This is a genomic window from Azomonas agilis, assembly GCF_007830255.1.
GTDB lineage: Bacteria > Pseudomonadota > Gammaproteobacteria > Pseudomonadales > Pseudomonadaceae > Azomonas > Azomonas agilis.
In genome coordinates, this window is sequence record NZ_VLKG01000007.1 from 183824 (window position 1) to 197109 (window position 13286).

Consider the following 13286-nt stretch of genomic DNA (forward strand, 5'->3'; position numbering starts at 1 on the left):
TGCCTCCCCCACTCATATTCGCCCTCAATCAGCGGGTTCCGTGTACCACCATCGTTTTACCTCGTACCTCCACGAGACCCTGATCTTCGAGATTTTTTAGCACCCGTCCAACCATCTCCCGCGAGCAGCCCACAATGCGCCCGATCTCCTGACGGGTAATTTTGATCTGCATCCCATTGGGATGGGTCATAGCGTCGGGTTGTTTACACAGATCCAGCAGCGTGCGCGCTACCCGGCCTGTAACGTCTAAAAAGGCTAAATCCCCGACTTTGCGGGTGGTGTTGCGTAGGCGCTCGGCCATTTGCCGTCCGACGGTGTATAAAATATCGGGCTCAGCCTGAGTGATTTCCCGAAATTTGCTGTAGCTAACCTCGGCCACTTCGCATTCGGTTTTAGCTCGAACCCAAGCACTACGGGCTTGATCGGCAGTATCTGCATCAAAAAGACCCATTTCCCCAAAAAAATCCCCCGAATTGAGGTAGGCAATGATCATTTCATGTCCCTCATCATCCTCAATCAGAATGGTGACGGTGCCTTTGATGATGAAAAACAGCGTTTCGCAGCGGTCTCCTGCGTGAATAATGGTGCTCTTAGCGGTATAGCGACGGCGTTGGCAGTGCTGGATGAATTTGTCGAAATGCTTGATCTTGGGGGAGAGGGTTAGCGTGACCATGCAGCAGATTCTCTGGAGAGCACTTAGAAGAAAGGATAATCCTAGTGTTTAGAACATATCCTAAGTTTTAGAGCCTACGCCGCTCCCTAGCTGAAGTGAAGCTCTGTATTAATTGAGATTATTTCTCAATAGGATGCCTTAAAGCAATGAGGATACCTTTTATAAGACTACAAAAAGCACAGAACCTTCTAGGCCTACCCTTGAGGGGGAGTAGAGTCTGTGCTTTGCTAAGTCGCCTAGCCTAAGTATTTTGATGTGGAGAATTTTTAATGAAAGCACGTATTCAGTGGACAGGAGAAGCCCTGTTTTTAGCCGAATCCGGCAGTGGACATGCAGTGGTGATGGATGGCCCACCCGAGCACGGAGGCCGTAATTTGGGGCCGCGTCCGATGGAAATGCTGCTCATGGGGTTAGGTGGATGCAGCAGTTTTGATGTGGTGAGTATTCTTAAAAAATCTAGGCAGCCGGTTGAGGGATGCGAAGCCTTTTTAGAAGCCGAACGTGCTGCAGAAGACCCTAAGGTATTTACTAAAATCCATCTACACTTTGTGATTAAAGGATCAGGCCTGAAGGAGGCTCAGGTGAAGCGTGCTGTGGAGCTATCGGCCGAAAAATATTGCTCGGCTTCCATCATGTTAGGCCGAGCTGGGGTTGAAATCACACATGATTACGAAATTGTTGACGGCGAGTCAGCCATCTAAGGGTTAGACTGGCATGAATTTTTCAATCTGTTCTGGGTATTTACCCGTTCAAGGAGTACAGGATGCTAGATTGGTTGAAAACAAATGCTTTGGCAGCGCGGGATAAATTAGCCGCTGAAGTAACCCGCTTTAAAAACCGCGATTTTATGGAAGCGGTGGTGGCTGGCTGTGCGTTAGTAGCTGCTGCCGATGGTGAAATCAGCGCGGCTGAAAAGCAAAAAATGGTGGGTTATATCCAAAATTCTAAAGAGCTGAACGTTTTTGATTTAAAAGAAGTGATTCAGTTGTTTCAGGAGACCTGCCAGAAATTCGAATTTGACCACCAAATCGGTAAAGCTGAGGCTTTGCGCGTTATTGGTAAGCTGCGCAAGCAAGAAGATGCCGCGCGTTTGCTGGTGCGGGTGTGCTGTGCCATAGGCGCTGCAGATGGCCAGTTTGAGGAGAGTGAGCGGGCTGTATGTCGTTTGCTGTGTGCGGAGCTGGGTTTAAATTCTGCTGAATTTGATCTCTAGGCTGTCATCTAGTGTTCGGATTTCTTTGTTAAGTTGTGATCCATAGCAGCTTTTTGAATAAGTGCCGAGACCCGCTCTAGCGAAGTGGCACGGGGCTCTGCATAATGCGCCCCCATTCGCTGGGGCGTTCCTCAGTCAAACTCATACATCCATATCGCCAACGCGAAGAGGTGTTCATCGCCCCACGCAGCCCTTGTTGTTTGGCTGACGGGCAGGCTCAACATGCGGCAGAGCCGCGTTTCAGAGAGTGTTCGATAGTGAAAAGTAAACTCAAGCTTCATGGGTTCAATAACCTTACCAAAACCCTGAGCTTCAACATTTATGATATCTGCTATGCCGAAACCGCTGAAGATCAGCAAGCCTACGTCGAGTATATTGATGAGGAATACGATGCTGAACGTCTCACTCAGATTTTGACGGATGTGGTGGATATCATCGGTGCCAACATTCTCAACATTGCCCGTCAGGACTATGATCCGCAAGGAGCCAGCGTTACCATCCTGATCTCAGAACAGCCGGTTACTCCCACTGAAAGCCAGATCGAAGAATCTCCCGGCCCTTTGCCCGAGACGATTTTGGCGCACCTTGATAAGAGCCACATTACGGTACATACCTATCCTGAAATACACCCTGTAGAAGGCATTGCGACCTTCCGTGTGGATATTGATGTATCTACCTGCGGTGTGATTTCGCCCTTAAAGGCTTTGAATTACCTGATTCATCAGTTTGATTCTGACATTGTGACGGTGGATTATCGGGTGCGTGGTTTTACCCGTGATGTGGAAGGCCGTAAGCACTTTATCGACCACGAAATCAATTCGATTCAGAAGTATCTGTCGGACGATACCCGCAAGGCTTATCAGATGACGGATGTAAACGTGTATCAGGAAAACCTGTTCCACACCAAGATGTTGCTGAAAGATTTCCAACTGGAAAACTATCTGTTTGGTGATGCCACTAATAATCTCTCACCCGAGCAGCGTAAGCAGGTTGAGGCGCGTGTGCGTCACGAAATGTTGGAGATTTTCTACGCCCGCAATATGCCGCATTGAGGCTGTCTGTGTAGAGGAGGGTTTGTCTCCTCCTCTATTTCTCATCAGTGGTGCTAGCAGTTCTTAAGCCTATGCTGGATTGCAGCTTCAATTCCAGCAATGTCTAAACCGCACTCAGATAACATCTGTGAGGGTTTGGCGTGCTCGATATAGCGATCCGGTAAGCCTAGGTGTAGCAGGGGCGTTGGGTTGTTTTCTGCGGCTAAGAATTCGCTCACTGCGCTGCCAGCGCCGCCCATAATGCTGTTTTCCTCAAGAGTAACCAGCAACTTATGGGTATTGGCCAGCTCGCGCACCAAAGCTTCATCCAGTGGTTTGACAAAACGCATATCGACTACCGTAGCGTCTAAGCGCTCAGCCACTTGCAAAGCTTCCTGAAGCTGCACCCCGAATGCCAGCAGGGCTACTGTGCTCCCTGAGCGGCGCACGATTCCTTTACCGATGGGCAGGGGCTCTAAGCCCGGATCTAAAGGCGCATTGGGGCCGCTGCCGCGTGGATAGCGCACGGCAGTCGGGCCGTTGTAGAGGTAGCCGGTGGTCAATAGCCGCCGCAGCTCGTTTTCATCGCTGGGGGTCATAATTACGAGACCCGGCACACAGCGCAGGAAAGATATGTCATAGGCTCCGGCATGGGTCGGGCCATCTTCCCCCACTAAACCGGCGCGGTCGATGGCAAACAGTACATCCAGATGTTGCAGAGTCACATCGTGCAAGAGCTGGTCGTAGGCGCGTTGTAGAAAGGTGGAATAGATAGCTACTACCGGCTTTAGCCCTTCACAGGCCATACCCGCTGCAAGGGTGACGGCATGTTGCTCTGCAATGGCCACGTCAAAATAACGGTCGGGGAATTTTTTGCTGAATGCCACCATGTCGGAGCCTTCGCGCATGGCCGGGGTAATGCCGGTCAGACGCGCATCAGCCGCCGCCATATCACACAGCCACTGGCCGAAGATATTGGAGTATTTAGGTGCTGCCTTGGCGGGAGTCTTGCTTTTATCGCCACTTTCCAGTTTGGTGATGGCATGGTAGCGGATGGGATCAGCTTCTGCCGGGGCAAAACCTTTGCCTTTTTTGGTGATGACATGCAGGAACTGCGGGCCGCTCAGGTCGCGCATGTTGCGTAGAGTAGAAATGAGCGTCGGCAGGTCATGGCCGTCGATGGGGCCGATGTAGTTCCAGCCCAGCTCCTCAAATAAAATGCCGGGAACCAGCATGCCTTTGGCATATTCTTCAGTACGGCGGGCAATTTCCCATGCACCAGGCAGGCGGGACAGGATATTTTTGCTGCCTTCGCGCATGCTGGAGTAGGTGCGACTGGAGAGAATCTTGGCCAGATAATTCGAAAGTCCGCCCACATTGTGGGAGATGGACATGTCGTTATCGTTGAGTACCACCAGCATATTAGCGTTGACTTCCGAGGCATGGTTGAGCGCCTCAAAAGCCATCCCTGCGGTTAACGCCCCGTCACCGATCACGGCGATGCTGCGCCGTTTTTCGCCCTTGAGTTTGGCAGCAATGGCCATGCCCAAAGCAGCGCCGATAGAGGTACTGGAGTGGCCTACGCCAAAGGTGTCGTATTCACTTTCCGAGCGACGCGGGAAGGCGGCTAATCCATTCTTCTGCCGTAAGCTCAGCATGCGTTCACGCCGTCCAGTCAGGATTTTATGTGGATACGCCTGATGCCCCACGTCCCAGACCAGTCGATCTTCGGGCGTATTGAACACATAGTGCAGGGCGATGGTGAGTTCAATCACGCCCAGACCGGCTCCAAAATGCCCGCCCGTTTGGCCTACGCAGTACAGAAGTTCCTGTCGTAGCTCGTTAGCAAGGATCTCCAACTCTGGCTCACCGAGGCGGCGTAGTAAGGGAGGAGTAGGTGCCCGGTCAAGAAGCGGGGTGGCAGGGCGCTCGCGGGGAATCTCGTGGAACGTCTTGAGCATCGGGAGATCGTTATGCGGGAGGAAAGAAGCCCATATTCTACCCGATCCTAAGGATCGGGCGGAATTTGTTGCTCTATCCTTATGTCCTAATGGCGGCGTTCCACAATGTAGTTGGCCAAGGCTCGTAACGGATCGGCGGATGTTCCAAAGTCCTCAAGGGCCTTGAGTGCTTGGTCACGCAACTCCAGTGCATAGGCTTTAGCCTGTGGCAGGCCTAGCAAGGCGGGATAAGTGGGCTTATCGCGGGCGATATCAGCTCCTTGGGTTTTGCCGAGGGTTTGGGTATCGCTCTCCACATCCAAAATGTCGTCCTGAACTTGGAAAGCGAGGCCGATGGCTTGGGCATAATGTCGCAGTGCCGTCAGTTGGATCTGTGTCGCTTGCGCGCTGGCCAAAGCACCTAATACCACGCTGGCCTCGATCAATGCACCAGTTTTTTGGCGATGCATCTGTTCCAGTGCGGTTTGATCCAGCTTATGGCCCACCGATTCTAGGTCAGTGGCTTGGCCGCCTACCATACCGGCAGGGCCAGCCGCTTTGGCCAATACTTGGAGCATGTGTAGGCGTAAAGCAGGGTCTTGAGGGTTGTGTTCGGGGCGGCTGAGGGTTTCAAAAGCCAAGCTTTGTAAACCATCCCCGGCTAGGATCGCGCAGGCCTCATCAAAGGCTTTGTGGGTAGTAGGTTGTCCACGGCGTAGGTCATCGTCATCCATCGCAGGTAGGTCATCATGCACCAGAGAATAAGCATGGATGAGTTCTAGGGCACAGGCGGCTCCATCGGCCTGTGCTAGATCCCCTTCTAAAGCTTCGCAACTGGCGTACACCAGCAAGGGACGTACCCGTTTACCCCCAATCATCACGCTGTAGTGCATGGCTTTATACAGACGTTCTAAGGCCGGCAAGGGAGCCTTAAATAGAGTGTTCAAGCAGGCATCAACGCGCTGTTGGCAGCGTTTTTGATAGGAGTCAATCATGTTCAGAGTCCGAGACACCCTTGGGTGCTGAGGAGGAAGTCATAGGCTGTGTGAGGGTTTGAATGCGTTGCTCGGCTTGGCTGAGCAGGCTTTGGCATTCTTTGATCAGTCGAATGCCTTGCTCAAAACATTCTAAAGCTTCTTCTAGGGGTAGCGTACCGCTTTCAAGGCGTTCTACCTGCTGTTGTAAGCACTCCAACTGTTGTTCGAAGGAGGGGGTGTGTTTTTTTCGAGCCATTAAGCGAAGAGCCTGCCTGTTTTAAGGTCGTGGACATTAACAGACCGCAGGATAGGTTGCATTACCTCGTTCTGACCAGTAGTTGCCGGGACGAGGCCGGTCGAAGTAGTAGCCTTGTAAAATAGGGCAGCCATTTTGGCGTAAAAATAAGGCTTGCTGAGCGGTTTCTACGCCTTCAGCTACCACATGCAAGCCTAAATGTTGAGCCATAGTGACGATGCCGCGTACCAAGGCCACCGATTGCGGGCTATCGGGTAGGCCATCTACAAATTGTCGATCCACCTTAATGCCATCAAAGTGGAACTGTTGTAGGTAGGTCAACGAGGCATAACCAGTGCCAAAATCGTCTAACAGTAACGGAATACCCGCCGCTTTGAAGCGCGCTAGGCTGTCTTGTACCTGAGCCGAAGCATCCAGCAGCACGCTTTCAGTGATTTCCAGCTCAAGCAAACTGGGGGCAATGGGGGTTTGTTGAACGATGTCTAAAACACTACCCGCAAGATCTGCCTGCTGGAAATCACGGGGTGATAGATTCATCGACACCCGCCAAGGTAAGCCCTGTTGTTGCCAGTGTAGGATTTGTTGACAGGCTTCTTGGAGTACCCAGCGGGTCACTTCCAGAATCAAGCCTGTATCTTCGAGTACGGGAATAAATACGTCAGGAGCCACTAAACCCCGATGGGGAGATTGCCAGCGCAGTAAAGCCTCCAGCACGCGGATTTGCCCTTGGTTATCAACCTGTGGTTGGTAATAGAGTAAAAACTCTTGGCGCTCCAGTGCTTGACGGAGTTCTTGTTCTAAGCGTTGGCGCTGTTCTGCGGCGTGGGACAGTGCTTGAGTGTAGATTGCCAGTCGGTTGCGGCCCGCATCTTTGGCCGCGTACAGAGCTAAGTCAGCTTGTTTAAGCAACTCAGTAGCCCCTAAATGTCCGTCGGTACTGGTAATACCAATACTGGGGTTGGCTTGGCATTGGTATTGACGGATATGCATCGGAGGCTGCAACCCCTGTAAGAGTTTTTGGGCCGTATCTAGGGCTTCTTCTTGGGTGAAGTGCTCTAAAAGGACAATAAACTCATCACCTCCAGAGCGTGCCAGTAGGCTATTGGGCGGACAGAGTTGGCGTAGGCGTTGGGCAATCTCGACCAGTAATGCATCTCCGACCTCATGGCCAAGGCTGTCATTAATACGCTTGAAATGGTCAATGTCTAAGTACAACAGGCTTAGGGCTTGGTTGTGGGCCAGCAGTTGATTGAGGTGCTGTAGCAGATAATGCCGATTGGCTAAGCGCGTTAAAGGGTCAAAGTGAGCGAGAAAACGCAACTGTTGTTCGGCCTGATGCTGTTCGGTAACGTCTTTAATCAACAGTAGGTAAAACTCCTGCTGTTTACGCTTAAAAGGCGTGCAGGTAATTTCAAGGGGAATTTGTTGTCCCTTGCAGTAGCCCGTCAACTCAAATTGAGTGTGGCCGAGGTTATTTTGTATTTGGTGTATCGCCTGTTCTTCGACCAACCATTGCTGTAAGGGTTGCCCTTGTAGCTCTGCGATAGGGCAGGCAAACAGAGCGGCAGCGGCTCTATTAGCCTGTTCAATACGCATTTGATCATCAATCACCAAAATGCCTATGGACATGGTGTTGATGAGGTCTGTCATAAGCTGTTCGCTTTCTTGTAGAGCCCGTTGGCGCTCGTGCAGTTGTTGGCTAATGCAATGAAAACTATGGGCGAGTTGATGGTTCTGTTCATCGCTTGCAGGTAAGTCTTCGGAGGTTTTAAGTGCAAAGCAAGGAGTTGGGTTAGTACGGGGGCTGGATATTGTCCGCTGCCGATTGAGCCTGCACCCTAAGCCATAGAGGATCAAGCAGCAAAAAAGCAAGATAGCCAGTGTATAACCCAAATGAATCCAAGCGTTTTGATGCGCGTTAGCGATGATCCGCTGGGCATTCAAGCCCACCAGTAAAAAAGCTTGGGGAAGCTGATCAGGAACCTGAGAACCGATAGGGTAGATAACTCGGTAATCAGTGTCGTCTTGCTGATGCCAAGAGGGTACGACGTTGTGCTGAGAGGATGTGCTGTCTGATGTCAGTTGTTGCAGCCGCTGTTGTTCTGTTTCCAGTTCAGTATGGGGTGCATTGTATGTGTGGGCGATTAATTGCAGTTGTTTGTCTGCCAGTCCTGCCCATTGAATATCTGCCGTCTGGGCTAGGTATTCCAGTTGGCTTTGTAGCTCTTCTAACTGCCCCCTTTGTAGGTGTTTACTCAGGCTGGAACCGACCAGCATGAGCGTTTGGTGATTTTGAAAGCGCCATTCGTCCAAACTCTGTTCAATGCTATCGGGCCAATACAGCGTAGCGGTCATTAAGGCGTAGAACAGACTAAATATCCCCAAAAGCACGGGCAAACGTAAGGAGTGATGGATCGGCATGATGAGGCTCCTAACGTGTGCAAGGGGCTGTGAGAGGTCGAAACAGGTTTAGGGTACTGCTATCGAGTATTCGATCCTCAAAGGAAGCCTGCATCATGGCCCGCTCCTTGGGTGAAAACAAATGCTCTATAGGGCTGACTGCCACTATGCTGATCCCTATCAGAATAGCCTGAAAACCTGTTTTAATGAGGTTTTGTTCTAATAGGCTATATTCCAGTATTTTCAATCGGTTAGACAATAACCTTAATAGATTTCGGTTTATTTATTCCTAAAGATGACCCCCTATCCTAGGAAACTAAGGCCAGTTTTTGGCGGTATGAGATCAAAATGCTTACAGGTTTGATGTCATCGCTTTATGCTGTTCATAGATGGGCATAAGTATAATAGTACGTTCCGGTTCAATATTATGAAGCGTGCAACCTGGGTAGTGTGGCTTGGTGTCTTTTTGATCTTATTGGTCGGAGGCCTGCTGACCTCTATTGTGGAGCAAAGCATTCTGAGCTACCAAGGGCGCGCTCAGATGCAGTCTTTAGAGGTTCAGTTGCAGAGCATGGTTCGGCGGCTGGAGCACGATTTAAACAATGTATTAGCACTGAATTATGTATTAGCCGACGAAATTCAAGCCGATCATGGGCATGTGGACACGCAAAAAATGCAACAGATCGCGCAGAGTATGTTAGTGCATTACGAGCATGTTGCTAGTATTACTCTGTCGAGTGGTTTTGTAGTGGATTTTGTGTATCCCCTGCAGGGTAATGAAGCCGTATTAGGGATGAATTATCGTTTTAGACCAGATGTGATGGCAGGGGTACAGCGTGCTATTGCCGCACGGGATACCATTGTGGCGGGGCCACTAAAGTTAGTCCAAAACGGGCGCTTAGGATTAATTGGCCGAACACCTATTTTCTTATACGCACCCGGAGAGCCAGAGTATTTTTTAGGTGTTGTTTCTATCGCGGTGGATGTCCAAAGTGTTTTGGCGAGAGCGGGTTTTTTAGATCCTCGTCTTCCATTCCGATTTGCCATTCGAGGGTATGAAGAACAAGGCGCTGAAGGTGAGCTGTTTTATGGCCACATTGAGCTATTTAAGCAAGCTCATTTATCTGCTGACATTCGTTTGCCCGGAGGTCGATGGCGTATTGCGGCAGCTCCCGTAAAGCCTAAATATGCCAGCACTATGGCGTGGCAATGGTCAATTCGCATCGTAGGAGGTGGATTTTCCCTCAGTTTGGTGTGGCTATTACTGCGGATGAGAAGGCAAGCCCAACGGAGAACCGAGTTTTCTCATTTAGTCCATGGCATCTTTAGTTTGCGTGTTTTTATCATGGTGCTATTGGTACTGTTGTTACTGCCCATTGTATTAGCCAGCTCTTATCTTTCTTACCGCAACGCCCTGCAAGTAGCCGAACAGTACAGCCGACAGCTCGTTACTGAGGTCGGCGGTCGTGTGTATGATCGGATAGTCAGCTTTTTTGATATTCCGCGTCGTGTCTTGGCTTTTAATGTAGAGCAGGCTAACGCTGGACTTTTAAACCCTCAAGACCGTTTGCAACTGATGCGGGGCTTTTTGCTGCAAATGCGTCAGCAGCCGTTGTTGACCTTTATTTCCATGGGGATGGCTGATGGGGAATATTATGCGGGCAGTCGTCCTCCTTTAGGCTTTGATAAAGGGCTACGCATGCTGCACTCGCGTAAGGAGGACGGTCATAGTATGCGTATTTATCGGGTAGATGATGCCAACCGTAGGGGAAGTTTGGTATCCGAAGGGAGTTCGTTTGATGCGCGTACTAGGCCTTGGTTTCATACAGCGATGAAGGTAGGCAGCATGGGATGGTATCCGGTATATCAGTATGCCATTAATGATATTGACAGTGCCTATGCTACCTTGGGGATGGGAATGTCCGCGCCGCTTTATAATGATCAAGGCGATTTTTTGGGTGTGATGACGGCAGATCTGGCCCTGTCTCAGTTGAGTGACTTTCTCGCGGAGCTGACCTCAGCCAATGGCGGAATTGCTTTTATCATGGAGCCTAATGGGGAGTTATTAGCTTCTTCTTTTCAAGAAGAAATCTATCAGCTAAGGCCCGATTATAACCCCATACGTTTGAAAGCAGCAGACAGTCAAAATCCTATCATCCAAGCCGCAAGTCGTAGCATTCAACAGCAAACGCAACCGGATGGCACGCTACTGTTTGAAATAGAGGGTCGGCGTTATCAGTTGGATTGGCGGCATTACACCCTGCTTCAGGGGCCAACCTTAGATATAGCAGTAGTATTGCCTGATGCCAGCTTTACTGGGCCAATGCGCGATGTTCTCTATAACAGTATCGCTCTTGCTTTGGCGGTATTAGTGATCTGTATGCTCATTGGTCTAGTGGTGAGTAGCTGGGTTGCAAAACCCTTAGCTGAGCTGAGTCATTGGGCTGAGAAGCTGGCGGATGGAGATTGGAACGCTGTTGCTCCAAAATCCACTCCCGTTCAAGAGGTGATTTGTTTATCAGCGGCCTTGGATGCCATGAGTAACCAGCTTAAACAAAATACTCTGGAGTTAGAGTCACGCATTCAGCAGCGGACGGCGGATTTAGAGGCGGCCAATAAGCGTTTAGCTGAGCTTTCTACTACCGATGGTTTAACCGGATTGGCTAACCGGCGCCATTTTGACGAGGTGGTATCTAGTGAGTGGCTAAGAGCGCGGCGGGAAGATCAAACCCTAGCCTTGCTTATGGTAGACGTGGATTTTTTCAAAAGATACAACGATTGCTATGGCCATATTTCGGGAGACACTTGTTTGAAAATGCTGGCGGGCGTGTTGAAAAATCAAGCTCGGCGCGGAGGAGACTTAGTAGCTCGTTACGGTGGTGAGGAATTTGTGGTGATTTTAGCCAATACAAATGCTGAGGGTGCACAAAAACTTGCGGAAAAAACCAGAAAAGAAGTGGAGTCTCTGGATTTGGTGCATGATCATTCGCCCTTTGGTGTTGTCACCATTAGCTTGGGTATTGCGGTGTGCCGTCCTCAAGAGGGGCGTACAGAGCAAGAGCTTTTATTGGCTGCTGATCATGCCCTCTATCAGGCTAAGACTAACGGACGTAATCGAGTGTGCTTAGAGCCCTGTTAGCGGCATGAGTTGGTAAAAAAGATAAGGAGAGTATATGGACGCATTGTCGGGAGGCTTCGTCCGCTGGATGCTGTCGGTTTTTGAGTTTTTGAGTTATCCCGGTGTATTGGGCTTGGGCACAGGCTTATTGGTGGGTAGTGGCTTGCATCAGTTTTGGAAATACTGGGCTAGGCGGCAAGATTATCATCGCACCCGACGTTTTATTGAGGATAGTGTGGGCTATAACAAAGCCATTATTGAACGCAATATAGAGCTGTTAGGACGTGATATCGAAAAGTTGCCCAGTATTTCTTTGTTAGAGCCACTACATGAGTTGCTGCCGTCAGGTGCTGAGTTACTGGTAAATAGCCGCTTTTCCTCGCATCCTCAGTACTATCATTTATGGATGACACTGAAAAAAATTGACCACTTGAGCAGCCAAATTCGTGCTCTATCCTGCGAAATCCTCGAAATTAAGCGCACGATCAAAAGTGAAACCCGCACTGAAGTACTGCGTGTAGAGCTTATTCCCTACCTTAGAGACTTTAATACCATGACCATCGTGCGTCTGACCGAGATGGGGCTGGAGTGTAAAAGGGCCAGCCTGTTGCTGCACGAAGGCAAAGGAAAGTCGCGCACTCAATAGGTTTTTGGGAGCCTTTGGGCTACAGGCATGTCTTCTAAACATGCCTGCGACGCTCCTGTTTATTTGAGGGGTGGTGATTCTTTTGTCACAGAGAGATAGGCCATAAAAAAGGCTAAAGTCCAAGCAGAGCGCGGCTTTCAGGGAAATAGCGGGCGTGCAGGGAATTGCACAAATCTAAGCAGGAATGAGCGGATTCCGTTCCGCTTTGCGCGATTATTTACACAGAATGGTTAGATGTAGCTCATGCACGACATGGGCTTTATTGTGGTGCCTGTGGCGTATGGGCTTGGGCATCGTGACCTGAATATTGATGTCACTGCCGATGATGTTAGTACCGCCTGATATGCAGTGAATCTGCCCCGCTGGGGCTTCTTTTACGCGCATATCCCTGCCTGCTGCATAGCCTTCGGGGGCTTTAATCTTCTTACTCACTGCTATTTTCCCCATGTCCTTTTGATGCTTATGTCCTTGAACCGCGTATTTTGTTGCGTTCTACTCATGGAATTGAACGTCTGTCCATATTTTGGTTTTTTACGTTCAATACTCCATAAGCGCATGATAAGTATAGATTTTTATCCTAAATTTTCAGATGGTTACGGTTTTAAATTGAACTATGAATTGAACCAAGTAGTTATTTTCTTTCGATAGTCATATCTCGCCCTGCAGCCTGTCCCCCGGGAGCATTGACCGTGATGTTCTTGGTCTTTTGCTCAATATCTCCCGACAGCGCCCTTATTCATCGGCGTTTGCAAAGCGTAGTCATTGAGCGGCGGGATGCGCTGGAGGTGATTCGGGCGCAGGACACGCCCCAGACGCTGTTCTATGTTGATCCACCTTATATGCCCTCAACCCGCAGCGCCGCCAAATACCGGCATGAGCTGAATCTTGAACAGCATCAGGCGTTGTTAGATCGGCTCACCAAAGTACAGGGCATGGTGGTGATCTCTGGGTATCCCTCAGAGCTTTATGACGATGTGCTCACAGGATGGGGTCGAGTGGAGCGTAAGCACAGGGCATCCGGCAGTGCATTAC

General features: G+C 50.0%; 12 protein-coding genes. 6 read left to right on the plus strand and 6 right to left on the minus strand.

The annotated features are described in order from the left end of the window. Nucleotides 1-28: 28 nt before the first annotated feature. On the minus strand, nt 29-673 hold the full coding sequence (gene crp / locus LX59_RS10865; RefSeq protein WP_144571885.1) for a cAMP-activated global transcriptional regulator CRP: 645 nt from the start codon (nt 671-673) through the stop codon (nt 29-31). A gap of 269 nt (nt 674-942) precedes the next feature. Between crp and LX59_RS10870 the strand changes: the two genes are divergently transcribed. The 3 genes from LX59_RS10870 (at nt 943) to speD (ending at nt 2938) form a co-directional block, all read left to right on the plus strand. Next, complete coding sequence (locus LX59_RS10870; protein WP_144571886.1) at nt 943-1374, plus strand: OsmC family protein; 432 nt, start codon at nt 943-945, stop codon at nt 1372-1374. Nucleotides 1375-1436: 62 nt separating this feature from the next. Then, the gene (locus LX59_RS10875; protein ID WP_144571887.1) at nt 1437-1886 is read left to right on the plus strand and encodes a tellurite resistance TerB family protein; all 450 of its coding nucleotides are present in this window, start codon (nt 1437-1439) and stop codon (nt 1884-1886) included. Between the two features lie 257 nt (nt 1887-2143). Next, entirely contained in the window at nt 2144-2938 is a 795-nt protein-coding gene (speD, locus tag LX59_RS10880) for an adenosylmethionine decarboxylase (protein ID WP_144571905.1), read from the plus strand. 53 nt (nt 2939-2991) lie between these two features. On the opposite strand, the gene dxs is transcribed toward speD, so the two are convergent. From dxs to LX59_RS10900, 4 genes are all read right to left on the minus strand, one after another. Then, complete coding sequence (gene dxs, locus LX59_RS10885; protein WP_144571888.1) at nt 2992-4878, minus strand: 1-deoxy-D-xylulose-5-phosphate synthase; 1887 nt, start codon at nt 4876-4878, stop codon at nt 2992-2994. A gap of 86 nt (nt 4879-4964) precedes the next feature. Further along, on the minus strand, nt 4965-5852 hold the full coding sequence (locus LX59_RS10890) for a polyprenyl synthetase family protein (protein WP_144571889.1): 888 nt from the start codon (nt 5850-5852) through the stop codon (nt 4965-4967). Continuing rightward, a complete protein-coding gene (locus tag LX59_RS10895; RefSeq protein WP_144571890.1) occupies nt 5845-6090 on the minus strand; it encodes an exodeoxyribonuclease VII small subunit in 246 nt (81 codons plus the stop codon). The genes LX59_RS10890 and LX59_RS10895 overlap by 8 nt, the downstream gene beginning before the upstream one ends. A 36-nt stretch (nt 6091-6126) precedes the next feature. Next, a complete protein-coding gene (locus LX59_RS10900) occupies nt 6127-8511 on the minus strand; it encodes a putative bifunctional diguanylate cyclase/phosphodiesterase (RefSeq protein WP_144571891.1) in 2385 nt (794 codons plus the stop codon). Nucleotides 8512-8917: 406 nt separating this feature from the next. Between LX59_RS10900 and LX59_RS10905 the strand changes: the two genes are divergently transcribed. Further along, nucleotides 8918-11629, plus strand: a complete 2712-nt coding sequence (locus LX59_RS10905; protein WP_170234364.1) for a diguanylate cyclase — start codon at nt 8918-8920, stop codon at nt 11627-11629. 34 nt (nt 11630-11663) lie between these two features. Beyond that, nucleotides 11664-12254 carry a hypothetical protein gene (locus LX59_RS10910; protein ID WP_144571893.1) on the plus strand — a complete coding sequence of 197 codons (591 nt, stop codon included), beginning with the start codon at nt 11664-11666 and terminating at the stop codon, nt 12252-12254. 213 nt (nt 12255-12467) lie between these two features. Here LX59_RS10910 and LX59_RS10915 read toward each other — a convergent pair whose 3' ends face one another. Beyond that, on the minus strand, nt 12468-12686 hold the full coding sequence (locus LX59_RS10915) for a hypothetical protein (RefSeq protein ID WP_144571894.1): 219 nt from the start codon (nt 12684-12686) through the stop codon (nt 12468-12470). 260 nt (nt 12687-12946) lie between these two features. On the opposite strand from LX59_RS10915, the gene LX59_RS10920 reads away from it, so the two are divergent. Next, on the plus strand, nt 12947-13286 hold a 340-nt coding region (locus LX59_RS10920), incomplete at its 3' end, for a DNA adenine methylase (RefSeq protein WP_144571895.1).